We start from the raw sequence: 23,217 nt of genomic DNA, 5'->3' as shown, positions 1-23,217 counted from the left end.
CAGGCCCTTGTTAAACGGAATTTGCACTAGCCTCTAATATTGCAATTTTCACAATAAGCCTCTGAACAAATTCAGAAATTTCAGCCTGGTAGGATTTCAAAACCGAGGATAATTTTTCCTGTAAGTCTTTCATCTCGGCACCACTCATCGATGTATTGAGTGAGAATCCTAGATCCTTAGCGGTTGCCTTCTTAGCTTCGAGCATCAAAGGCATAACAACTTTAAGTGCAGCCTCCACGGCATCTTCAGAAAAGCCATGACCAGCCAACCCCTCACGGAAACCTCTTTCTATTTCCACATCATTCCGAACTGATGCACTTGGAAATTCAATAACCTTGCTCATGTTCCCCCTTCCGTTTAACGCCCGGCGCAGCAGGAAAATTGGAGCGACGCAGGAGCGGAAATTTGGTCTGCCTGGCGCCGCTTGTTATAGCACCCGCTATCAAAACCGGGAATCGTTTTCACAAGGTATCCCGTCTCTATCACCATCCATCTTTGTATTCGGGCAGTTTCTTGTGAAAAATTCGGCTTCAGCTCTAGAAGTCATCTGACTGCAATGCTGCCGGCCATCACACCGAAAGTCTGATCGGTAAGTATTAACGGGTTCTTCCATTGCTTCCCTATCCATGGCATACGGATGGATTACAGCACTTGTACCCGTATCCATGTTATTTGTGTAGTAACTCCACGCAGCAAAACCCAAAACAGCCACAAGAAGAAAATTTTTCAAAACCCCTACCCCACGTTAATTTCGCTATAACGCCCGGCGCAGCAGGAAAATTGGAGCGACGAAGGAGCGGAAATTTGATCTGTCTGCCGCCGCTTGTTAGGTGACTCCACCGCTCTCTCCATTGTCTCTTTTCATCTTGAATATCACGGATAGGATGAACCACGCCACTACATAGCTCGGAGCATATAAGAGACTCCCGAAAATGACCCCCTGCATTGGGTGCCAGCCGCCTTGATAAGACGAGAGAGCCAAATACCCGAGCACCAATAAACCAACCAGGAGCAATATGGTGTGCACTAAAGCCTTTTTCCTTTGAACGATTCTCATCAAGTCAAAGACCCATAGAGCAACCGGAACAAAGATCATAACGACAAGAATTTCCGTGCCCATAATTCACCTAACAGCGTATTCAGTCGAACGGTTCGACATATCTTTTATCGACATATTTCTGGGCCAGAAGTACATCACACCAAAGAATAAATTCATTTGCTCAATAGGTTACCTAACAAACAACAACCTTTCTCATCTGGCAAAAGTCGAAGCATTCGACATAATACCGGTACGGCCGTGCTGCTCCGCTGATTTAGACTTCGAATAAAATCACTCTATATCAATCAGTTAGTATTTTCTGTAAGCCATATCTTACATGCCATGCCCTGCTATCTGTTGAGCACGGCGTATGCCATCACTATGGCATTACTCTTTCGAGCCGTTTACGGTTTGCTTTTTTCTTCCCGCGCCCGAGGTTCGCCTGCAGGCATACCCTGACGAGCACTGCGGGCTCCTACGCAAGATCAGACAGCCCTGACTTTGACTTTCCTCATAGCTCACAGCTCAAAGCTCGCAGCTGCTTTTCCCAGGCATAAAAAAACGCGACCGAAGCCGCGTTTCTTTATTCGCTAACCCGAAGGGGTTATCGACCGAGGATATCCCGGGAGATGATTTCCTTCATGATCTCGCTGGTACCGCCGTAGATGCGCTGGATGCGGGCATCCACGTAGTCGCGGGAGATCGGGTATTCCTGCATGTAGCCGTAGCCGCCGAACAGCTGCAGACACTTGTCTGCTACCACGCCCTGCAACTCGGTGGTGGTGAGCTTGGCGATGGAGGCGTTGGTGGTGCTCAGTTCGCCCTTGTCGTATTCGGTGGTGCACTGGCTGCAAAACGCCTTGTTGATCTGGGTCTGGGCGTGCAGGTCTGCCAGGACGTAACGGGTGTTCTGGAACTTGCTGATCGGCTGACCGAAGGCCATACGCTCCTGGGTGTATTCGATGGTGCGCTCGATCATGCCTTCACAGGCAGCCACGGCACCCAGGGCCAGGATCAGGCGCTCGCGGGGCAGTTCGTTCATCAGGTTGGCAAAGCCTTTGCCCTCGCCACCGAGGATCTGGTCGGCGCCCACTTTCACGTCTTCGAAAAACAGCTCCGAAGTATCGGCTGCGTGGTGCCCCATTTTTTCCAGGTTACGCCCGCGGGAGAAGCCCGGCAGGGTGCAGTCTACGGTGAACAGGGTCATGCCTTTGGAACCGGCGTTGGGGTCGGTTTTGGTAGCCAGTACGATAACATCACAGTGCTGGCCGTTGGTGATGAAGGTCTTCTGGCCGTTGATGCTGTAGCCCTCACCGTCTTTGTCGGCACGGGTCTTCATGCCCTGCAGGTCGGAACCGGCGCCCGGCTCGGTCATGCCGATGGCACCGACAGCTTCACCACTTACCATTTTCGGCAGCCAGGCCTGCTTCTGCTCTTCGGAGCCCAGGTGCAGGATGTAGGGGGCGACGATGTCGGAGTGCACGGATACGTTGGAAGCAAGCGCGCCATAACCGGCACGGGAACACTCCTCGATGATCACTGCAGACAGGGTGAAGGTAGCACCGAAGCCGCCGTATTCTTCCGGCACGTCGACGCACAGCAGCCCGTTCTCACCCATCTTGTTCCACAGTTCGCGGGGGAACTTCTCGTCCTTTTCCCACTGGTCGTAGTAGGGGGCAACCTCGTTCTCGAGGAATTTCTTGACGTTGTCGCGGAACAGTTCGATTTCGTTTTGATCAAGCATACTGGCTCATCCTGTTGGTCATTAACGGGCACGGACGGGGCCGCACCGGCAAATTATGGCCAACATTCTAGCGGGATGGCGTGAGCCTCACATCAACAAGGGTGACTGTCCGGTCTTTTGTATACCTTTCCCGGTCATTGGCCTGCCAGCCGGAGTCTGACAGGCACAACGGAATCAGGCGGGCTCGATGACGATATCGGAGTTGAGGGAATTGGCCACAAAGCAGTTGCGATGGGCGCTGTCATGGAGTTTCTGCAGGGCCGGACCATCCAGATCGGCATCCTCAAACACCACCTTGGGACGCAAGGTGATGCTGGTGATGGCCACTCTGCCCTCACTGTTTTTCTCCACCTTGCCGGAGGGGCGGTCGATATAGCTGAGTACCTTCAGGCCCCGCTTGGCGGCAATGGCCAGGAAGGTCAGCATGTGGCAGCTGGAGGTAGCTGCTACCACGGCTTCGTCCGGGTTGACCTTGTTGCCACAGCCGAAGAAGTCCGGCGAGGCCGAGGCCTGCACCACTTCACCGCCACTGAGGGTCCATTCGTGGTCACGGTTAAAGGATTCGTAATCGAAAGGGGTATCCGGTTTCAGATGCCAGGCAACCGTAGCTCCATACTCACTCATTGCGCGCTTCCTTTTTTCAACGATGACTGATTCTTCAACCATGATCCGGAATGGCCGCAAAGGCAACTCGACTTGGGTCGATCTTGATGATCGTCAAGATTTGGCGGGTGAGAGGCAATGCGGGAAAGGCCAGTTACGAGTTGCGAGGAGCGAGTTTCTAAAACCAAAAGCAAAGCCCCCTCGAAGAGAGAGGGCTTTGCCTTTCGAACCCCGTCACTCGCAACTCGCTTTCGGGGCTGCTAACGCACCTATGCCATCAGCACGGGATCGTCCCCGTTAGAGTGAGTCGAGGAACGGAAGGATCTGGCGGCGTAGAGCAAAAAACCTGTCTGAGCGGAGCGAGTCTTTTTTGCGTCCGCCAGATCGTGAGTACCGGAGTGTGCCCGCGGAGCGGGTCGAACGGAGTCGGGGTGGCGGGGAGTCCAGAGGGGGAGCCAGTTCCCCCTTTGGGCCCGTCCGGCGAGGACAAACACCTTTATCGGTGCGATGAAACTGCAGGCCAGCATTCGCCAGCCAGGCAAGTGCCACTTTCACCGCAGGTTCGCACCTCGAGAGGTGCTCCTACAGGGCGGTCAGCCCTACTCGCCGGTCTGTTCCGGCTTGAGCAGGCAACGCTCCACCTCTTCCAGCATGCGGGTGCTGTATAGCAGGGAGGCGTGGCCCAGGTACGGGACGTGGACATTTTCTTCGGCGCCGTGCAGTACCGCTGCGGACGACGGCAGGATGAAATTGTCCAGGTTGGAGTACAGCGAGAAGTAGCGGGCGCCACCCGGGCAGGTTTCCTCGTTGGCCAGTTCACGGATGAACGGGCTGTTGTAGCGCAGCTGGGCGGCGGCACCTACCGGCGGGAACAGGGCGGCAACGCGGGAGCCGTAGTGGGGGCTGCCGAGGGTGATGACCTTGTCTACCTTGCCGGCCAGGCCCAGGTTCTTCAGTGCATACCGGGCCAGCGGCCCGCCCATGGAATGACAGACCAGATGGGCCTTTTCTGCGCCGGTGGCGTTGAGGATACGCTCCACATGATCGACCACCTGCTGGGACAGCTTGCGCGCATTGATGTGCGGCGGGGTGTAGCTCACAGAGTAGACATTGGACCAGCCACGCCATTTCAGGCGCCACTGCATGAGCAGGAAGTTGGCGCTGTTGCCGCCGTAACCATGCACCAGGATCACGGGAGTTTCCGCGTGATGACGGGTGCGCACCGGGGAGGCATCGTGAATCAGGCGCAATGGATACAGCAGGAACAGCAGCAACAGGGAACCCGCCTCCCCCAGCATCGCCAGCACCGCCGCCCACAGGCGCATGGGCGGCTCATCCGGCACCTTGGCCTGCTCCGGGAAGTTGTTGCGGTCGTAGTACCAGCAGATGTACAGCACCAGGGTCATGGCCACGGAATAGACCACCACCAGCGCGAGCAGAAAAAGGATAATGCTCATTGTCGTTATCTCGATATTCAATAATGTGAGAACGTTAGCAGCCACAACGCGAGCAGGACAGCACACAGAAAAACTGTCGGACAGGATCGCTGACGACTTGTGACACCACCTTATCAATCACGTCAGGCGGGCCTTTATCCCCTGCTACATCAAATCGTGTTTCTGCAGCCATTCGGTGCAACAGGTGACCGCTTCGTCCATCTTGTCCTGCTGGCCGAAGTAGTAGTGGTTGGCGCCCTTGATTTCCCGCCGTTCCGCCTGGCCGGACTTGAAACCTTCAAACAGACGATGGGTATGGCTGGGCGTGCAGGCATTGTCGGCGGTGTTGCCGATCACCAGCGCGGGGATGCTGATGCGGCCAGCGCAGGCCGGGCCATTGGCGCGGGAATCATCAAAGCTCCACTGGCTCAGCCAGCCGCGCAGGGTGTTGAAACGGGCCAGGGCCACGGGGCCGTTATTGACGATTCTCGGATCGCCCAGATAACAGCTGCCGGGGGTTCGCTCGTTGGGGTCCTGGGCCGGATCCAGCCAGCGCACGTCGCACATGGTGCGATGCACCACAAAGCCGAATTCCTCACTGTGCAGGCCACGGCTGCGGAAATCTTCCAGCTTGCGCTTCACCCAGTCGGTGATGCGCCGGTTGCGATCGATCTGCGCCTGCCGGAAGCGGGCCACAAAGTCGTCACTGTAGGGCGGCTTGTTGGGGCAGTCCGGGTGGTAGATATCCAGTTCCAGGTCGCGGTCTTCCGGGTTGTTCTCGTCCTTTACCGACGGGTCCAGCCATTCGGTCATGGTGATGGCGCGGGACACATGGGCCGCCAGCAACATGATGCCGTCAGCAGGAATCAGCTTCTGGGACACCAGATCATAGGGGTCGCCGGCCGGGGTCTCAGTGATCTGCGGATCCTCCGCCTCCGCCTGGTACAACAAACTCAGGGAACCACCCCCGGACCAGCCGCCCAGCACCACCTTTTCATAGCCCAGTTTTTCCTTGGCATAACGCACGCAGGCGCCCAGGTCCGCCACCACTTTTTCCATCAACAAGGCACTGTCGGCCCCGCGGTAGCGGCTGTTGCAGTAGATGACGGACAAGCCGGCCTTGGCCAGTGCCGACACCATGGGCAGATAGGCGCCGCCGCCCACCGGGTGCATGAACACCACCACGGTCTTGCCGGGCCCGGATTTGGGGGTCAGCAGGTGAGCCTCCAGGGTGACCAGATCCATGGGGCCGGCGTAGGTGTCCTTGAACTGGGACTGTTCGGTGAAGGCAATCAGGTGGGGCGTGCGGTCGTACAGCTTGCTCATGTTCAGGCGTCCTTTTGTTCTTCTTGCTGTTGCTTTTCCTGTTGTTTTTCCATGGCCGCTTTCACCTTGGAGAAATCGGTCTTGCTGGTGTCGATACCGCGCATATCCAGAGCCGCACCAAACAGCTTTTCCTTCTGGGCCCGGGTCTTTTCGGTCCAGGCCTTGAGCGCATCGTGGGCCTTGGCCGCATCGGCCTCGACCACCTTGTCGTAGCTGGGATCGCGCACGGTGATTTCCAGCGGGATACCGTTGGGGTCGACAAAATAAATGGAATGGATGAACTCATGATCCACCGGCCCGAAGCAGGGTCGACCGGCCTTGTTGATGCGCCGACGCCAGTCCTTGAGCTCTTCCATGGTGTCCACCTCAAAGGCCAGGTGCAGATCGAAGGCATGGCGGGGACGAAACTGCATTTCATCGGCACTGTCCGGGGCATCGAAGAAGGCGATAAAGTTATCGTCGCCCATCTGGAAGAACAGGTGCATGTAATCCACCTTGCGACCGGTACCCGGTTCTTCGTCGAATTCCATGGCCAGGGTCAGGGGCAAGCCCAGCACATCTTCATAGAACCAGCGGGTCTGCTCCGCATCGCGGCAGCGATAGGCACCATGGTGCACGTGCTTGAGCATGGCAAGTGGGGTCGGGCTGCTCATGATGGTAGCTCCTGATTATTGTCGGTATTCACGATTCCATTTGAGGACTTATTGTTGTCACAGGTGGGCGCCGGATTGAAATCCGAAACCACCAAGAACCTGTCAGTTCTGGCCACTCGCGCCGGCCTTCGCACAATGGCAAACTGAGCGGCCTGTTAACGGGTAGGGTAAAGGTATGAGTGACAAGGCCATCATCAACGAAGTGGGACTGCGCGACGGACTGCAGAACCAGCCGGTAACCGTGGACACCGACACCAAGGCACGGCTGGCACAGCTGCTGGTGGATGCCGGTATGCGTTATCTGGAGCCGGTGAGCTTTGTCAGCCCCAAGGCCATTCCGCAGATGGCCGATGCCGCTGCCCTCACCCCGTTGCTGCCGCAAGGGGAGGAGCTTCATTACACAGCCCTGGTCCCCAACCTGAAGGGCTACCAGTTGGCCAAAGAAGCGGGTTACCCCACCGTGGCGCTGGTACTTTCCACCACGGATTCCTTTAATGAGCGCAATCTGCGCATGAGCCTGGAGCAGGCGGCGCAGAGCTGCGAAGCCATCATCGCGGCCGCCAAAGCCGACGGTATCGCCACCCGCACCTATATCTCCGGCGCTTTCGCCTGCCCCTACGACGGGCCGGTGCCGGTGACGCTGCCGCAGCAACTCAGCGAGCGCATGTTTGCCGCGGGCTCCGACGAAGTGGCCATCGCCGATACCATTGGTGCAGGCAACCCGCAGCAGATGAAGGACATCATGGCGCCACTGATTCGCGAGTTCGGGGCGGAAACATTCTACGTGCACCTGCACGACACCCGCGGGTTGGCCGCTGCCATGGCCTGGGCGGCAGCAGATCTGGGGGTGCGTCGTTTCGATGCCTCCATCGGCGGCCTGGGCGGCTGCCCGTTTGCTCCCGGCGCTACCGGCAACATGGCCACGGAAGATCTGGTCTACCTATTGGAAAGTGCCGGCCTGAAGACCGGTATCGACGTGGAAAAACTGCGTGCCGCCGTGGCGCTGGCGCAGGAAGCCACCCAGCGCCCGCTGGGCGGGCGCATTCTCGGCTGGATGGAATCCCAGGAAAAACAGGGCAAGACGCCCTGTTTATGGTGAGTCTTCGCGCATCACGCCGGGCAGTGGAACTGCCCGGCAGATGCCACGCCCTGCATCAGGGGGTATTGGGGTAACGGAAATCACCGGACACGGAGATGGTGGCATCGTTACCCGGCAACACCGGCGCCATGTCCTTTGCCACCAGGGTCGCCGTATAGGTCCCTTCCACAATACCGTTATCCACACTGGTCACATTCACGGTGCACGACGCCCCCTCAGTCAGGTTCTGGGTACCTGACTGGGTATAGGTAGCACCGTAGGGAATGTTCGCCGGGGTAGAGATTGTCATGGTCGGCTTCAGGCCACCCACATCCTCATTACAGTCATGGCTGCCCACCTGCATGGGAATGTTGGACCACACCATCCGCATCTGGTTATTGGGTGATTCCAGATCATCAAACACCCGGAAGAAATAACCGTTGTTGCCATTGGAGGACACTTCCGATTCCAGCAGGAATCGCTCACCGGCCACGAAATGGGTGCTACCTTCGCCGATGACCATGCTGATTCCCTGCGCCTCACTGCCCAGCACACCGTCATCACCGTTATTGTCGGCATGGAAGGTCTGGGTGGTGAAGTTCCGGAACTTGCCATGCACGACCAGGGTCCGTTCAGCTTCCGGCAGCTCGGTGTCGCCGGCGGCCAGCCCTGAGCCGAAAACACTGTTGCTCGGCCCCAGCAAGGTGGCGCTGTAGCTGCCCACATACTTGCGTCCTGCGCTCTGCTCCACGGTCACGGTGCATGAACCACCATTGTCACTCTGGAACTTGAACAGGGGGTCGCTGGTGGTTTTCCAGCCCATCCTCAGCAAGACCGACGCCGCGGTGTTGTCACAGTCATAGGTCCCGACTGCCGGGTTGGAACTTCCCGCAGTCACCGCCACGACAATCTCATGATCCGGGTGCGAGCCGTCTTGAAGCGGTCGCCCACCCAGGAAATGCCCGGAGCGGATCTCCCGGGTGCCGCTGTCTACCGTCAGATCCCAGAGGATTTCATCTGCCAGGGCCGGCGCTTCACCGTCAATGCCGGTATGAATATAGATCCGGAACTGGCCATCGCTCAGGGTGACCTGTTCTGCATCCTTGTCGTTACCCAGCGTGGCACTGATGATGCGGCCATCGGTGGCGCCATTGCTGAAGTGATAATCCACATCCAGCTCACAGGCCGTGGCTGTCCACGTTTTCTGCACCGGCGGGCTGACGGAATTGTCGACGGTCAGCATGGATACCCCTGTGCTGGGCCCACACAACTGGGTACCCAGTGCTCCGTGTGCCACATTGACCTGTACCCAGGCCAGCTCGTCACCATTGAGCAGAGAGGTATCGATGATGTTGTAATCGCTGCCAAAGTTATTGGCGCTAATCTGCCGCTTGGCGGTAGTGGCTCCGAAAGACTCGATAAACGGCTGTTCCACCGCCCAGACATTACCGTCGTGCACGATGGCCACGCCATTACGCAGGCCAAGCAGCTCAGCCCCCGGCTCGGGGCCCGGATCCACAGTATCTTCCTGAATCAGGGCGCGGGTGGTAACACCCTGACCATCGTCATGGATGATTTCCATGACTTCCAGATCCCCATTGAGATACAAACGCACCCGTTCATCACTGTCAGAGGGACCATAGTTCACGGCCACACGGCGATCCGCGTCCACTCCTTTGCGGTCATAGATCGCCACGATGTCCGTGGCCAGGAAGCTGATACCGGTATCAAAGTCGATATCCCCCTGGGCAGAAATGATCACTGTGCCGCGGGCGTGATCCCGATTGGCGACACCACAACTGCCACAATACCCCGGATCGCCGACAGCATTGCCGATCACTGTCCAGGTACCCGCGTAGTCGGTCAGCACATCCAGGTTGGCAGGCAATTCAGGATCGGTAGGCCCTTCGTCATCCGGCGCCGCCGGGAACTGATTCAGGTTGCCATCCTTGACCAGATTCAGCAGCGCGCTGTAATCCGCGATGGCAGGATCGTTATCAATCGCTTCCTGAATGGCATCCAGCACTTGATCCCAGGCGTCACCAATCACCAGTGCGGTGGTGAAGGGATCGCCGCCAGGCAAGGTGAAGCCGGCATTGGTCATGGCGGTGAGCAGCTCGGTTTTCTTGGCGGCAATCGTGCTGCTCTCCGGCCAGTTGGCTGGCGTGGAGACCCAGCTGCCATCCGCCAGGCCGGTAGCCAGCGCCAGCACCATATCGGTAATCGGCGTGATATTGATGGTGCCCGGCTGGCTGGCATAGCTGCGCAGGGTCACTGACGGGGTGCCTCCGGTAACCGTCAGCACACAAGGCAGTGCCGTGCTGGTAATGTCTCCGCTCCAGCTCCCGTCAGCGGCCGTGGTCACGGTGGTAGTGAAGCCACTGCCATCGGCACATTCTGCCGTGACCGTACCGGACTGGATGGCAGCGCCCACCGCTGCCGTACCGGCCAGGCTGGCCGACGGCGGCGTGGAAGGCCCACTCCCTCCAGACGGAACCCCATCACTGCTGCTGCCCCCGCCGCCACAGCCCGTCACTGCCAGGATCACCCCCAGCAGTCCGGCCCGAACTATCAACTTCCCTTTTATTGGCTGCATACCCGAATCCCTCGCCGCCTGATTGAAATGGATTCCAGCAGCATAGAAGTCGCGGGGAAATTTGAGCACCCCATAAACAGGGGGGTGTAAGGCATGGAAGAGTTGCCGCTGATACAAAGGCCGGACAACAGAGAAGACGGCCCTTCCGAACGGAAGGGCCGGGGTAGATCAGAGGTTATTGAACAGACGCTTGTTGGCTTCGGAAAGCGCGCTCTCTACACCGTAAGCGTAGTAGGCCGGATTCGCCTCGATGGACACTTCCTTGGTAGAGCTACTGCCACCACTGAACTGACCCAGCAGTGAGCTGAACGCATTCACCGCCTTGGTCGTGGACGAGGTCGTGTCCAGGTTGGTGCCGTAGTTACCCCCAATCACCACCGGATCCTTGAGGCTGATATAACCGCCCTTGCTGAAAGTGCCACCCTGATCCACGGAAAATTCGATGGCGGATCCCGGGGTCACCTGGATGCCCTGCCCCAGTGACACACTGGCCGACAGGGTAGTTCGCTTCACATCACGACCGGCCATATCCACCGCGTTGTAATCAATATCGTAATCGGTGTCAGACCCGAAATAGGCGAAATGCACCACGTAGTGAGCACGCACGATGGGCTTGCCGGCCTTGTCCGCCGCCACCCCGTAGTTGTAAGGCACCTGGTTATTGCTGGACAGCTTCAGCAGCGGCATACCGGCGGGGGCAAAGGTGATCTGGCGGGCATTATTGGCACTGAACATGGCCTTTTCGCCGATGTCCTTGCTGGCAGGATCAAACGGCGGATTGGGGCTGGAAAGGGTATCAATCTTGTTCCAGGCCTTGATCGCTTCCAGGCCGGATTGATCCAGCACGGTGTAGCCTCGCTCCTGCATGTTGGCCAGGAAATCCCCGTAAGCCTTGTCCGTGATGGACTGCAGGGTGGCTTCGTCGATACCGGTCAACTTTGCTCTCAGGATGGCGGTGGCGTAATCATTACCATCACCACCACGGAACAGCAGTGGATTGGTGGACTTGGCGCTGCTGCTGTCTTCGGTAATAAAGGTGACCCGAAAATCGGACAGGTAGACTTCCTTGTTGCTGGTCAGCGATTCCACATTCTTGCTGTCGGTGCGCGCCTTCTTGCTGGCCTCGGCACCGGACGGGTCACCACTGGTAGCACAGCCGGTAATCAGCATGGCGGCGGCGATCGCCACAATTCCCTTTTTCATGATTTCCTTCCCCGGAAAAGTTAAGAGAATTGAGACTAGGTTCAAAGCTTGACGGACAAAACCCCATGAACAGGGGGTCGACGCCCGAAACGGATTCAGACAGGGTTCACCAGGCCAAGGTGGATGGCCTTGAGGGTGGCTTCGGCGCGGGTGTTGACCTGCAGTTTTTCGTAGACGCCTTTCATGTAGCCGGCGGCGGTGTGATGGGAAATGCCCAGTTTCTCGGCCGCATGACGAATACTCAGCCCCTTGGCAATGAGCGTGAGCATTTCGCGCTCGCGGCGCGTTAACGACACTTCCTGCTCGCCTTCCAGGGGATGAAACTGCTCCAGCAATCGCCGGGCAATGGAAGCGGACAGGGGTGGACGCCCGTCGAGAATGCCGGACAGCTGATTGGCGAAGGCGGATTCCGTATCGTCCTTGAGCAGGTAGCCATCGGCACCGGCACGCAGGGAACCAAACAGATGCTCGGCATCATCGAAGATGGTGGTAATGATGCAGCGGGCGCCGGGGTTGCGCTCCTTGAACGGTCTGACCAGGGTCACGCCACTGCCATCCGGCAGGCCCAGATCGATCAGCGCCAGATCATGGCGGTGCTGCTCGATACAAGTAACCGCCTCGGCAAGATTACTGGCACGCTGAATCTGTTGGGGCTGGAGAATGGTGCTCACCTGCTCGTGCAACCAGTCAGACACATCGGGCAGATCTTCAACAATCAACACTTGATTGACGGGCACCATGCTCACACTCCCTGTGGCGAAAAAATCGCTGTGTGGATTAACAGTTACTGAATATATTCGGTGGGCGAAAAATATCCCAGCGTGGATAGTTATAGTTAGCGCGCCCTCATTGAGGCAACCCCCGAAACAGGGGGGCCGTCACCCGGCATCAAAACGGACAAGGGATTTTCATGCTTTCGCTCAAGACAAGGATTGCCATTGGTTTTCTGCTGGTGGCGGTTTACGGGGTTGTGGCTGTCAGTCTGGCACTATCCCTCCCCGCCAGCGATATTCGATTTCAGGTGGAAGATGACACCATGGTGGCCGTGCTGGCCGATGGCAGCCAGCGTTCGCTCAGCCACTTCCATGACGGCACCCGGGACATTGCCGCCTCCCCCCGCCTGATGCTCGAAGAACCGGATGTTCTGGCCAGCTATGCCGACATGAATGCATTCTTCGATGACCACCGGTCTCTGCAGCAGGCGCTCAGCGATGGCACCCTGTCCATCGTGGACACCAGTGGGGAGCGCCTTGCCGTCAGCCCCACACAACGTACCGTACAATCGCTGCCAGGTCTGTTCTGGCTGCAACTGGTCTGTGGCCTGGCCGGCATGATCATTTGCCTGATGGTATGGGTGCCGGCCCGTCGTGAAATCGCCATTCATTCCTTTGCCCTTACTGGCCTGAGCTATGTGCTGTTTTCCTCTGCAGCAGCCATCTACAGCACCCGCGAGCTGTTCATTCCCGGACCATGGTTTACCGTGCTCTCCGGAATCAATCATTTCGGAGCGCTGCTTTTTTCGGCTTCTCTGGCTGCCTTCCTGTGGAACTACCCGCGCCCGGCTCCTTCGCGCTGGTTTACCGGCATGCTCTATGGTTTGTTCGTGGTCGCCATTGGCATCGATCAATGGCAGCTGCTGGCGACCCCCGCTGCCGGATTTCATTCCTGGGTGATGGGCATCTTCCTGCTGGGGCTGGGGGGCGCCCTGTGGCAATGGCGACAAACCCGCGGCCAACCCTCACATCGTGTGGCGCTTCGCTGGACGGTACTGTCTATCATTCTGGGTACCGCTTTTTTTTCCGGCGGCATGATCCTCCCCGCCATGATGAATGTGGCCATTCCTGCCTCGCAGGGTCTGCTCTTTACCACCTTCCTGCTGATGTATCTGGGCATGGCCATGGGCGTAGTGCGGCACCGGCTGTTCAACCTTGAACCCTGGTGGTTTTCACTCTGGTCATGGCTGCTGGGGGGCTTGATGATCATGCTGATGGATCTGCTTCTGGCCATGATCCTGACGCTTTCCGGGCCGGCTACCCTGGCCCTGTCCGTGGCCTTGATCGGCTGGCTTTACTTTCCCGTTCGCCAATATGTTTGGGGCAAGCTGATTCGCAATAACCAGCCGGGCCTCGATAGCTGGTTATCCCAGGCCCTGCCGGCGATGCTTCAAGTCAGGAAAATCAATCCACAGCAATCCGGTATCGCCGAAGCACTCGACGCGGTTTTTTCCCCACTTTCCCTGGAACAGGTGAGCGGCGTAAAACCCTTTGCCGCCATTGGCGACAAGGGCAATCAACTGATTGTCCCCGACCCGGCTGGTCATCACCATTTTGTGCTGCAACACCCCGGCAACGGCCAGCGACTTTTCTCACGTCGCGATGTAGATATCAGCAAACTGGTGCTTTCACTGCACCAACTGGTAAACCAGACCCGCACGGCCTGGCAAGACGGCGCCAGCGAAGAGCGTAATCGTATCCGCCGGGACATGCACGACGACCTGGGGGCCAAGCTGTTACATCTGCTGCACAAATCCAACCCCGACTCCCGCCCGCTGGTACGAGAGGCAATCAACGATCTTCGCGATCTGCTGCGGGAAATGGAAGGGCATTCGCTGTCTCTGGAAGCCGCCACATCACAATGGCGCGAAGAAACCGCGCGACGCTGCAAGGACCATGAAGTAACCCTGCAATGGGACGAAACACTGCTGCCGGTCACCCTGGACGCGTCGTCTTTCAGTGAAATCACCCGCATCGTGCGCGAGTCTGTCAGTAATGCCCTGAAGCATTCTGCTACCCCGGTGTTACGCGTCACGATCAAGGCCAGCACCGATCAACTTGACCTGATAATTATCAACAGCGGCCTGAATGCGGCAGCGGAACCTGGCCCGCAAAGGGGGCTGAATATCATGCAGACCAGAGCCAGAAAAATGGCAGGCCAGTTCGATTACATCACGGTCAATGGCGAGTGGCAGGTCCGCCTGACGGTTCCCCTGGACTAGCGATACCATTGCCTGCTCTGGAAACGTAACGTAGCGGAGTAACGCGTGTTGTGCGGTCCGGTTTTGCCTTGCGCCTGTTGCGTGATGCATGAAGCGTGCTGCTGCCGCAGAGCGGCCAAAAAAATGGCGGGCCAGGGCCCGCCGAATCCAGTTTTCACCAGCAGAATCAGTTGCCCATATCCTGCGCCTTTTGCAGGTTATTCATCTCAAAGAAATCAGGCACAAAACCACTCATTCTTTTCACGCCCATATCCGCATTGAGGCGAATCTGGAACTTGCCATTACTGACGTTCGCCAGGTTACCGGAGTCCAGATGGAGGATGTAGGAACCATCCGTTTCTTCCGGATCCGGAATCAGGAAATCATTCTTGCCACCCCAGCTGATTACCTGTGGCAGCACCCCGTTGCAAAGTTGGGTCTGACCATCAATGGACACCGTGCCTTCCACAGTGATCACCGCCGTATTGGTCACCTGGGTAAAAGGACCAAATGGCCCGGTGCAAGACACCTGACCGGTGCCACTCCAGTTGCCGGCCAGATCGGCAAAAATGGCCGGCACGGCTTCGCCATAGGCTTCCATGCTGTTGCGGAATTTCACTTCCCCGTTACCACCGGCAAAACCTTCTATCAGGCCGGTATTCCATTCCACGAAGGTATTCAGATGTTCGCTGGTCGCGACACCCTTGTTGATGAAAACCTGGCCGGGATGATAGATGATCGAGACCCCCAAATCCTGATCGTCGAATGGGGTCAGGGCACTACTGATAGCGCCGGCAGCATCCAGGCTGGCGATGATGCTGTCATCAGCGCCGCGCAGTTCCATGGTCCAGTTGCTGGTCGTGCCACCAATGGCCAGCGAGCCTTCGCCGTACCAGGATTCGCTACCATCCGGTACCGCATAGATCGCCACCGGCCAGCTCTGTGACACCAGCGTCAGGAACTCGCCCTGACTCGGGGCCGGGTTGTCACCCAGTGCGGCGGCGGGGACCGGTGCCAGCACCTCATCGTCACCACCGCCGCCACCGTTATCGTCTTCTTGCACAGCTTCCGGAAACGAACCGCCACTGATCAGGGCCGCCAGAACACCGTCATAAGTCTCCAGCGCTTCGCCAATGGCATCGGCGATATCTTCGAGCAGGCGGTCGAGGGTATCTGCTGCCGGGGTCGCACTGGGGGTAAAGATTTCCGTCAACGGCAGAAGCAGATTGGCTGGCGTCCAGGTGGTTGGCAGGGTGTAGCCCTGAGTCTCCAGCAGAGTGCGCAATTCAGCGATGGCGGCTTGCAGCCCGGCGCTCACTTCACTCCAGTTGGCCGGCGCGGCAAACCAGTCTGTCAGGGAGCGGCCATCCTGTGCCTTGAGCGCCAACGCCAACGCCAGATCGGTCAGCGGCGTGATGTTGACGGTGGTACTGCCGGCGGAGGCAAAGGAATGCAACGCGGCGGTACCCGCTGGCAGGTTACCGCCGACCGCCTTGAGAATGCAGGGGAAATTGTCATCGGGAATCTCGATGGTGTAGCTGCCGTCCGGGTTGCTGGTAACGGTGGGCACATCGCTGCCGGATTCACATTTGGCCGTCACCGTTGCGCCACTCACCGCTACACCCACCGCCACGGACCCGGCCAGCTCGGTCTTCGCCACCGGCGCTTCTCCGCCGCCATCACCGGACGTGACGCCAACTGCACTGTTACTGCCACCGCCCCCGCAGGCTGCCAACAACAGGCACAGCCCCGTCACACCGATGCCCGGGAACCACCCGAATCGAGAAACCCTTCCCATGACCAATCCCTTCATATGTTGAGAAATTGGTCACAATGCTAGGCGAGTCGTGGTGCAGAGTACCCCCCATGAACAGGGGGGAAGGTGAGCTTGAGTACAACGACTCAGTCAGTCAAAGCTGCGCTCTCCACCCTTACCGCGCGCACCCCGTCGCCACCGGTGTCCCGTGCCGCATAGAGCGCCTGATCTGCGGTGCGCAGCAAGTCATCCACGTCGGGCAGCATGGCATCTTCTTCCGGCAACAGTACCGCCACCCCCACACTCAGGTGTAACGGTTGCGGGACCGTATTCATCCGTGCGATGGCATAGCGACATTGATCCGCCATCTCCAGGGCCGCATTGAGGCCCCGCTCCGGCAGTAAAGCCATGAACACATCAGCACTGTAGCGGCCAACCGTACCGCTGTGGCCTACCGTGGCCTCCAGACAACCCGCCACCGCCTTGAGCAGGAGATCCCCGTTGCTGTGGCCATTGGCCTCGTTGAAATCCCGGAATCTGTCCACTTCCATGAGCATACATGTCAGCGGCTCCCCGCTTCGCTTACAGCGATCGTGGGCTTGCCGTAACCCCTCCATCATCACCGCCCGGTTACTCAGCCCGGTGAGATTGTCGGTGCGCGCCAGCTGGGCCAGTTCCTGGTTGATCTGTTCCAGTTCATCGCGATTGGCCTGCAGGGCAGACTCGGCTTCCCGCTGGGGAGAGATATCCTTGATCTGTGACAGAAAGCAGCGCGGCGAACCGTCAGCATTGCGCACGATCGACACCGCCAACAGCGCCCACACCAGTTCGCCATTGCTGTGAAAATAGCGCTTCTGCATCCAGTACTGGTTCTTCTGCCCGCACAGCAGCGACTGTACGTGGGCCAGATCCTTGTGCAGATCATCCGGGTGGGTAATGCACTGAAAATCCATCCCCAGCAGTTCCCGACTGGAGTAACCCAACAGGTCGCAGACCGCATCATTGACCCGCAGCCATTGGCCGTCCGGCGCCACAATCGCCATGGGAATGGCCGCATGCTGGAAGGCCGCTTCAAACAGGGCCTCGCTGGCTTCCCGTTCAGAATCACTCTTTGCCCGGCAGTTGCGCAGACTCTCCTGCTCCAGGGCATGGCTGAGGCTCTGGGCCATCAGCTCAAGGAACTCCAGCTCTTCCACGGTAAACGGCTCCGGGCGAATGCCGGTATCGCTGAAGTTGAGGGTACCCACCACTTCGCCGGCCACCCGCAATGGCGTGCCGATATAGGATTCCAGCTGCATGCCCTGATAGACCGGGTGACTGCGCATTTCTTCCAGCGCGCCCACATGATGGAGCGCCACCGTGCCGCGCTTGTTGACCACCGCCTGACAGTAGGTCTCACCCAGCGGAAACACATCACCGCGACCAATGGCATCCCCACCGCCGGCCACCGCCGAGACGGTATAACGGCCGTCTTCTATCTGGCTGACGATGCCCACGGAAAGGCCCAGCAGCTCACAGCCACTGTTCAGGTAGGCATTGAAAAGAGCGGGCAGGTCTGCCCGGTCGAGCAACGATAATTGGTGCAGCGCGCGCATGCTGGTCACGCTGAAATCCCGCAGATCATCCACTGTGCGGTCCTGTCAGTCCGTTTTTGGAAAATTCACTGTACTGGGTGAAGCAGAGTCAGAGAACGTAGGGTACAGAGGATATGCATAACGCCGGTCGGTTCAATACCACCGTTTAGGGGTTGACCGGGGAGAATCGAGGAGAATCGGCGCTGCGGGCCTGCCCGCAGCGCCGGTCAATCAGTGCAACTGAAACAGAATTGTCAGCAGCTGGATACCAAGAAGCACAAACAGCGGGCTCAGATCAAAGCCCCCCATGGGCGGCAGCAGCTTGCGCACCGGTGCCATGATCGGTTCGGTGATCTGCACGATGATACGCACCACCGGACTGTAAGGGTCCGGCGCCACCCAGCTGAGAATCACCCGAACCAGTACCGCTATGAACACATAATCCAGCACTACGCCGGCCAAATCTTTGGGCACATTCAATGCCAACCAACCTGCAATGCCCGGATACATACCTGCCCGGATAACTTCGAGCAGGAATACTTTTATCACTGTCAGGACCACCACCAGCACCAGTGATGCCACATCCAGCCCGCCATAACCGGGCACGATTCGACGCAGCGGCTTGAGCAGGGGGTTGGTGGCCTTGAGCACGAACTGGGAAATCGGGTTATAGAAGTCCGCCCGCGCCAGCTGCAGCACAAACCGGGTCAGCACGATAAAGATGTATGCACTGAAGGCAAAATCGAGCAGGTAAATCAGGGCACCCTGGGGGTTCATGGATTACTCCGTTGGTCGCAACAGGGGAAGAGTTTGGGGCAAAGCGGGGGAAAATCAAGCTGCGAGGAGCAAGCTACAAGCTACAAGCTGCAACACGCCAAGCGCCTTCTTTTCGACAAGGCCGTGCCCGCGCTCATACGCAACAACGCGGGCATGGCACACAAACCCTGACCACCTTTATACGCGCCTTGTCGCTTGTAGCTTGAAGCTTGTAGCTGCTTTACCCAGCCAGCTCTTCCGAGCGCTCCCGGGCGGCGGCGACGGCGGCCTGGACCTGTTCGCGGAAGCCGGCTTCTTCGAACACGTTGAGGGCGGCGGCGGTGGTGCCGCCGGGGCTGGTGACCTGCTGGCGCAGCACATCCGGGCCCACTTCACTGGTAATCGCCAGCTGGGCGGCGCCCCAGGCAGTCTGCAGCACCATCTGGCGGGCGGTGGCGGCATCCAGGCCCTGGGCCTTGGCGGCCTCGATCAGGGATTCCATCAGCAGGAAGAAATAGGCCGGACCGGAGCCGGACACCGCCGTCACCGCATCCAGCTCCTTCTCTTCAGCGAACCAGAACGTCAGGCCCACGGAACCGAGGATTTCCTTGGCCATGGCCTTCTGCTCATCGCTGACGCCCTCAGCGGCATACAGCCCGGTGGCACCGGCCTGCACCAGCGACGGGGTGTTGGGCATGCAGCGCACCACCGGGGTCTCACCCAGCCAGGTTTTCAGGTTGGCCACGGTGATGCCGGCAGCAATGGAAATCACCAGCGGCTGGCGATCGGCGATCAGGTCACGCAGGTCTTCGCACACCTGCTGCATCATCTGCGGTTTCACCGCCAGCACCAGCACATCCACGCGGCTGAGCACATCACGGTTGTCCGTGCTCACGTGGACGCGGTGCAGCTGTGCCACCTCGTCGAGACGATCCCGGGACGGGTCGCTCATCCAGATCCGGGCCGGGCGAATTCCTTTCGCCACCATGCCACCGGCCAGGCTGGTTGCCATGTTGCCGGCACCGATAAAACCGATCAGTTGCTGTGCCATAACTGCTATGTCCTTTGGTTGTCGCGCAAGCGACACGCCGGGTTACCGTGCAGGGCGGGGGCCAAACAGGGCCGTACCCAACCTGACCACGGTGGCACCTTCTTCAATGGCCACCGCGAAATCCGCACTCATGCCCATGGAGAGCGTGTCGAGGGCGGGCATTGTATTGCGCAATTGTGACAGTGTCATGGCGAGCCGTCGGAAAGCCCCACGGTTACTGTCATTGCTGTCCGCGCGGGGGATCGCCATCAGCCCGCGCAGGGTCAGATTGGGCAACGCCGCCACCTCTTCTGCCAGGGCCGCCACGTCTGCCAGCGGCACCCCGCTCTTGCTGTCCTCGTCATCCACATTGACCTGAATACACACATTCAGGGGCGACAGCCCTGCCGGGCGTTGCTCGCTGAGGCGGCGGGCGATCTTGAGGCGATCCACCGAATGGACCCAGTCAAAGCGGGCGGCGATGTCGCGAGTCTTGTTGGACTGGATCGGGCCGATGAAATGCCAGACCAGATCGCGCTGAGCCAGCGCCTCCATCTTGTCCAGCGCCTCCTGCAGGTAATTCTCACCAAAGTCGTGCTGGCCCTGATCCGCCAGGGCCGCCAGCTCCCCGGCGGTTCGAGTCTTGCTCACTGCCAGCAGGGTGACGCTGTCCGGGTCGCGGCCGGCCTGTTGGCAGGCGCTGGCAATGTCCTGGCGGAGGGTAATCAGGGGGCTGGCTGTCTCTGGCATGGGCTTGGTCTACCTGTTGATCTGTCCGGGTGGCCGTCCGGCGGCCCTTTCCTACCGAAAGCGAATTCCCGGAGCTGTTCCTTGAACGCCTGAAAAGCTCGGGTTACTTTAGGGCGATTAATACGATTTTCTGAGGCCGCGGGCGCGCCTGCGGCCAGCATAATAACGCTGAATAATAACGGAAAGCGGCGCCCTCCGTGCCCTTTTCACAACGCACAATAACGCCAGAAGACACCATGGATATTACCGAGCTGCTCGCTTTCAGCGCCAAGAACGGCGCGTCTGACCTCCACCTCTCCGCAGGCCTGCCCCCCATGATCCGGGTGGACGGCGATGTTCGCCGTATCAACCTGCCCGCCATGGAGCACAAGGAAGTTCACGCGCTGATCTACGACATCATGAATGACAAGCAGCGCAAGGACTTCGAGGAATTCTTCGAGACCGATTTCTCCTTCGAGGTGCCCGGTGTGGCCCGTTTCCGGGTTAACGCCTTCAACCATAACCGTGGTGCCGGTGCGGTATTCCGGACCATTCCTTCCAAGGTGCTGACCATGGAAGATCTGGGCATGGGCAAGGTATTCCAGAAGGTCTCCGAGTTTCCCCGTGGCATTGTGCTGGTGACCGGCCCTACCGGTTCCGGTAAATCCACCACCCTGGCGGCCATGCTCGACTACATCAACAACACCCGTTACGAGCACATCCTCACCATCGAGGATCCCATTGAATTCGTACACGAATCCAAGAAGTGTCTGGTCAACCAGCGGGAAGTGCACCGTGACACCCTGGGCTTCTCCGAAGCCCTGCGTTCGGCGCTGCGGGAAGATCCCGATATCATCCTGGTGGGTGAGATGCGGGATCTGGAAACCATCCGCCTGGCGCTGACCGCGGCAGAAACCGGTCACCTGGTGTTCGGCACCCTGCATACCACCTCCGCGGCCAAGACCATTGACCGGGTGGTGGACGTATTCCCGGCGGAAGAGAAATCCATGGTCCGTTCCATGCTGTCGGAATCCCTGCAGGCGGTAATTTCCCAGACCCTGATGAAGAAAAATGGTGGCGGCCGGGTGGCAGCCCACGAAATCATGATCGGCACCCCGGCGATCCGGAACCTGATCCGTGAAGACAAGGTGGCGCAGATGTACTCGGCCATCCAGACCGGTGGTCAGCTGGGCATGCAGACCCTGGATCAGTGCCTGCAGGGGCTGGTACAGAAAGGGCTGGTGGCCCGTGATGTGGCCCGGGAAAAGGCCAAGGCGCCGGATTCCATCTGATCAGGCTGTATCCGAACAATAATCCCACCGGGGCAGAGCCCCGGTCAGGCAGGCAAGTGACATGGAATTTGAAGAGCTACTCAAGATAATGGTGCAGAAGGGCGGGTCTGACCTGTTCATTACTGCCGGTGTGCCACCCAGCATGAAGATCCACGGCAAGATCCTGCCGGTGACCAAGAACGCCCTCACCCCGGACATGACCCGGGATATCGTGTTCGGCGTAATGACCGAGAAACAGCGCAAGGAATTTGTCGAAAAGCACGAGTGCAACTTCGCCATTTCCGCCCGCGGCATCGGCCGTTTCCGGGTGTCCGCCTTCTACCAGCGCAACCTGGTGGCCATGGTGCTGCGTCGCATCGAAACCAAGATCCCCAACGTGGACGACCTGCGTCTGCCGCCGGTGATCAAGGAACTGGCCATGACCAAGCGTGGCCTGGTGATCTTCGTGGGTGCCACCGGTACCGGTAAGTCCACCTCGCTGGCCTCCATGATCGGCCACCGTAACAAGAACTCGAAGGGCCACATCATCACCATCGAGGATCCCATCGAATTCATCCACCAGCACCAGGGCTGCATCGTCACCCAGCGCGAAGTGGGTATCGATACCGACAGCTTCGACGTGGCCCTGAAGAACACCCTGCGTCAGGCCCCCGACGTGATCCTGATCGGTGAGATCCGGACCCGGGAAACCATGGACAAGGCCATTGCCTTCGCCGAAACCGGTCACCTGTGTCTGGCCACCCTGCACGCCAACAACGCCAACCAGGCGCTGGACAGGATCATCCACTTCTTCCCGGCGGACATGCACGACCAGCTGTGGATGGATCTGTCCCTGAACATGAAAGGCATCGTCGCCCAGCAGCTGATCCCCACCCCGGACGGCAAGGGCCGCCGTGCCGCCATTGAAGTACTTCTCGGCACCCCGCTGGTTCAGGATCATATCCGCAAGGGCGAAGTGCACATGATCAAGGAACTGATGAGCAAGTCCCGCGAGCAAGGCATGCAGACCTTCGACCAGGCGCTCTACGATCTCTACAGTGCCGGCGAAATCACCTACGAAGACGCCATGCTCCACGCCGACTCCCCCAACGACCTGCGCCTGATGATCAAGCTCGGCAACGAAACCGATGCCTCCAGCCTGGATGTGGCGACACGGGGATTGAGTATCGAGGACACGGAATAAGAGACGCTCCACGCAGCACGCTTCACGCAACAACGCGAAGACAGGTTTTCCTGACCTTCCGAAAAAGATGCCGCGACCAGGAGACTGGGCGCGGCTTCTTTGGTTGTCACCAGCGGTTTTTCTGTAGATACCGTCTCTCTCCATACCCTGCAAGCCTTCTCTAGGCGACTTGCGGGGTATATTCCTTCTGGTGTTTGATCACCCCGTAGGCAATCTGCACCAGCTTTCTCATGGCAGCCACTACG

At 58.8% G+C, this 23,217-nt stretch carries 19 protein-coding genes; 4 read left to right on the top strand and 15 right to left on the bottom strand.

The window, feature by feature from the left end; translation table 11 throughout:
- Window positions 1–10 precede the first annotated feature (10 nt).
- The 7 genes from MWU49_RS17150 to MWU49_RS17120 all read right to left on the bottom strand — a co-directional run bounded on the left by MWU49_RS17150 (window position 11) and on the right by MWU49_RS17120 (window position 6,801).
- Complete coding sequence (locus MWU49_RS17150) at window positions 11–343, bottom strand: hypothetical protein (protein ID WP_246974793.1); 333 nt, start codon at window positions 341–343, stop codon at window positions 11–13.
- 99 nt (window positions 344–442) lie between these two features.
- Window positions 443–613 carry an excalibur calcium-binding domain-containing protein gene (locus MWU49_RS17810; protein ID WP_268885556.1) on the bottom strand — a complete coding sequence of 57 codons (171 nt, stop codon included), beginning with the start codon at window positions 611–613 and terminating at the stop codon, window positions 443–445.
- 1,030 nt (window positions 614–1,643) lie between these two features.
- On the bottom strand, window positions 1,644–2,783 hold the full coding sequence (locus tag MWU49_RS17140; protein ID WP_246974790.1) for an acyl-CoA dehydrogenase family protein: 1,140 nt from the start codon (window positions 2,781–2,783) through the stop codon (window positions 1,644–1,646).
- Between the two features lie 174 nt (window positions 2,784–2,957).
- Complete coding sequence (locus MWU49_RS17135) at window positions 2,958–3,407, bottom strand: OsmC family protein (RefSeq protein WP_246974786.1); 450 nt, start codon at window positions 3,405–3,407, stop codon at window positions 2,958–2,960.
- Window positions 3,408–3,985: 578 nt separating this feature from the next.
- Window positions 3,986–4,843, bottom strand: coding sequence for an alpha/beta fold hydrolase (locus MWU49_RS17130; protein ID WP_246974782.1), 858 nt, complete (start codon window positions 4,841–4,843; stop codon window positions 3,986–3,988).
- 144 nt (window positions 4,844–4,987) lie between these two features.
- On the bottom strand, window positions 4,988–6,148 hold the full coding sequence (locus MWU49_RS17125; protein WP_246974779.1) for an alpha/beta fold hydrolase: 1,161 nt from the start codon (window positions 6,146–6,148) through the stop codon (window positions 4,988–4,990).
- A gap of 2 nt (window positions 6,149–6,150) precedes the next feature.
- The gene (locus tag MWU49_RS17120; RefSeq protein ID WP_246974776.1) at window positions 6,151–6,801 is read right to left on the bottom strand and encodes a VOC family protein; all 651 of its coding nucleotides are present in this window, start codon (window positions 6,799–6,801) and stop codon (window positions 6,151–6,153) included.
- 175 nt (window positions 6,802–6,976) lie between these two features.
- On the opposite strand from MWU49_RS17120, the gene MWU49_RS17115 reads away from it, so the two are divergent.
- On the top strand, window positions 6,977–7,900 hold the full coding sequence (locus MWU49_RS17115) for a hydroxymethylglutaryl-CoA lyase (protein ID WP_246974773.1): 924 nt from the start codon (window positions 6,977–6,979) through the stop codon (window positions 7,898–7,900).
- Window positions 7,901–7,955: 55 nt separating this feature from the next.
- Here MWU49_RS17115 and MWU49_RS17110 read toward each other — a convergent pair whose 3' ends face one another.
- From MWU49_RS17110 to MWU49_RS17100, 3 genes are all read right to left on the bottom strand, one after another.
- Entirely contained in the window at window positions 7,956–10,475 is a 2,520-nt protein-coding gene (locus tag MWU49_RS17110; RefSeq protein WP_246974770.1) for a hypothetical protein, read from the bottom strand.
- A gap of 168 nt (window positions 10,476–10,643) precedes the next feature.
- Window positions 10,644–11,678: a hypothetical protein gene (locus MWU49_RS17105; protein WP_246974767.1), complete on the bottom strand. Its 1,035-nt coding sequence runs from the start codon at window positions 11,676–11,678 to the stop codon at window positions 10,644–10,646.
- A gap of 95 nt (window positions 11,679–11,773) precedes the next feature.
- The gene (locus MWU49_RS17100; protein ID WP_246974764.1) at window positions 11,774–12,418 is read right to left on the bottom strand and encodes a response regulator transcription factor; all 645 of its coding nucleotides are present in this window, start codon (window positions 12,416–12,418) and stop codon (window positions 11,774–11,776) included.
- Window positions 12,419–12,588: 170 nt separating this feature from the next.
- On the opposite strand from MWU49_RS17100, the gene MWU49_RS17095 reads away from it, so the two are divergent.
- Window positions 12,589–14,673, top strand: a complete 2,085-nt coding sequence (locus tag MWU49_RS17095; protein ID WP_246974761.1) for a sensor histidine kinase — start codon at window positions 12,589–12,591, stop codon at window positions 14,671–14,673.
- Window positions 14,674–14,839: 166 nt separating this feature from the next.
- On the opposite strand, the gene MWU49_RS17090 is transcribed toward MWU49_RS17095, so the two are convergent.
- From MWU49_RS17090 to MWU49_RS17070, 5 genes are all read right to left on the bottom strand, one after another.
- Window positions 14,840–16,450 carry a carboxypeptidase-like regulatory domain-containing protein gene (locus tag MWU49_RS17090; RefSeq protein WP_246974758.1) on the bottom strand — a complete coding sequence of 537 codons (1,611 nt, stop codon included), beginning with the start codon at window positions 16,448–16,450 and terminating at the stop codon, window positions 14,840–14,842.
- A 104-nt stretch (window positions 16,451–16,554) separates the two neighbouring features.
- Complete coding sequence (locus tag MWU49_RS17085; RefSeq protein WP_246974754.1) at window positions 16,555–18,036, bottom strand: sensor domain-containing diguanylate cyclase; 1,482 nt, start codon at window positions 18,034–18,036, stop codon at window positions 16,555–16,557.
- A 177-nt stretch (window positions 18,037–18,213) separates the two neighbouring features.
- The gene (locus tag MWU49_RS17080) at window positions 18,214–18,759 is read right to left on the bottom strand and encodes a YggT family protein (RefSeq protein WP_246974751.1); all 546 of its coding nucleotides are present in this window, start codon (window positions 18,757–18,759) and stop codon (window positions 18,214–18,216) included.
- Window positions 18,760–18,979: 220 nt separating this feature from the next.
- Complete coding sequence (gene proC / locus MWU49_RS17075; protein WP_246974748.1) at window positions 18,980–19,789, bottom strand: pyrroline-5-carboxylate reductase; 810 nt, start codon at window positions 19,787–19,789, stop codon at window positions 18,980–18,982.
- Between the two features lie 42 nt (window positions 19,790–19,831).
- The gene (locus tag MWU49_RS17070) at window positions 19,832–20,518 is read right to left on the bottom strand and encodes a YggS family pyridoxal phosphate-dependent enzyme (RefSeq protein WP_246974745.1); all 687 of its coding nucleotides are present in this window, start codon (window positions 20,516–20,518) and stop codon (window positions 19,832–19,834) included.
- Between the two features lie 236 nt (window positions 20,519–20,754).
- Here MWU49_RS17070 and MWU49_RS17065 point away from each other — a divergent pair, with 236 nt between their 5' ends.
- Window positions 20,755–21,789, top strand: a complete 1,035-nt coding sequence (locus MWU49_RS17065; protein ID WP_246974741.1) for a type IV pilus twitching motility protein PilT — start codon at window positions 20,755–20,757, stop codon at window positions 21,787–21,789.
- Window positions 21,790–21,850: 61 nt separating this feature from the next.
- Window positions 21,851–22,972: a PilT/PilU family type 4a pilus ATPase gene (locus MWU49_RS17060; protein WP_246974738.1), complete on the top strand. Its 1,122-nt coding sequence runs from the start codon at window positions 21,851–21,853 to the stop codon at window positions 22,970–22,972.
- The last annotated feature ends 245 nt before the right edge of the window (window positions 22,973–23,217 follow it).

The organism is Alcanivorax sp. S6407, assembly GCF_023016115.1.
Taxonomy (GTDB): Bacteria; Pseudomonadota; Gammaproteobacteria; order Pseudomonadales; family Alcanivoracaceae; genus Alcanivorax.
The sequence above is the reverse complement of the archived record's forward strand: the minus strand, read 5'-3'. Positions and strand labels throughout refer to the sequence as shown.

Coding starts and splice junctions, on each gene's coding strand:
- MWU49_RS17135 (WP_246974786.1), bottom strand. CDS start 3,407: ATGAGTGAGTATGGAGCTACGGTTGCCTGGCATCTGAAACCGGATACC.
- MWU49_RS17140 (WP_246974790.1), bottom strand. CDS start 2,783: ATGCTTGATCAAAACGAAATCGAACTGTTCCGCGACAACGTCAAGAAA.
- MWU49_RS17095 (WP_246974761.1), top strand. CDS start 12,589: ATGCTTTCGCTCAAGACAAGGATTGCCATTGGTTTTCTGCTGGTGGCG.
- MWU49_RS17110 (WP_246974770.1), bottom strand. CDS start 10,475: ATGCAGCCAATAAAAGGGAAGTTGATAGTTCGGGCCGGACTGCTGGGG.
- MWU49_RS17125 (WP_246974779.1), bottom strand. CDS start 6,148: ATGAGCAAGCTGTACGACCGCACGCCCCACCTGATTGCCTTCACCGAA.
- MWU49_RS17080 (WP_246974751.1), bottom strand. CDS start 18,759: ATGAACCCCCAGGGTGCCCTGATTTACCTGCTCGATTTTGCCTTCAGT.
- MWU49_RS17090 (WP_246974758.1), bottom strand. CDS start 16,450: ATGGGAAGGGTTTCTCGATTCGGGTGGTTCCCGGGCATCGGTGTGACG.
- MWU49_RS17100 (WP_246974764.1), bottom strand. CDS start 12,418: ATGGTGCCCGTCAATCAAGTGTTGATTGTTGAAGATCTGCCCGATGTG.
- MWU49_RS17070 (WP_246974745.1), bottom strand. CDS start 20,518: ATGCCAGAGACAGCCAGCCCCCTGATTACCCTCCGCCAGGACATTGCC.
- MWU49_RS17120 (WP_246974776.1), bottom strand. CDS start 6,801: ATGAGCAGCCCGACCCCACTTGCCATGCTCAAGCACGTGCACCATGGT.
- MWU49_RS17810 (WP_268885556.1), bottom strand. CDS start 613: ATGGAAGAACCCGTTAATACTTACCGATCAGACTTTCGGTGTGATGGC.
- proC (WP_246974748.1), bottom strand. CDS start 19,789: ATGGCACAGCAACTGATCGGTTTTATCGGTGCCGGCAACATGGCAACC.
- MWU49_RS17065 (WP_246974741.1), top strand. CDS start 20,755: ATGGATATTACCGAGCTGCTCGCTTTCAGCGCCAAGAACGGCGCGTCT.
- MWU49_RS17130 (WP_246974782.1), bottom strand. CDS start 4,843: ATGAGCATTATCCTTTTTCTGCTCGCGCTGGTGGTGGTCTATTCCGTG.
- MWU49_RS17060 (WP_246974738.1), top strand. CDS start 21,851: ATGGAATTTGAAGAGCTACTCAAGATAATGGTGCAGAAGGGCGGGTCT.
- MWU49_RS17150 (WP_246974793.1), bottom strand. CDS start 343: ATGAGCAAGGTTATTGAATTTCCAAGTGCATCAGTTCGGAATGATGTG.
- MWU49_RS17105 (WP_246974767.1), bottom strand. CDS start 11,678: ATGAAAAAGGGAATTGTGGCGATCGCCGCCGCCATGCTGATTACCGGC.
- MWU49_RS17115 (WP_246974773.1), top strand. CDS start 6,977: ATGAGTGACAAGGCCATCATCAACGAAGTGGGACTGCGCGACGGACTG.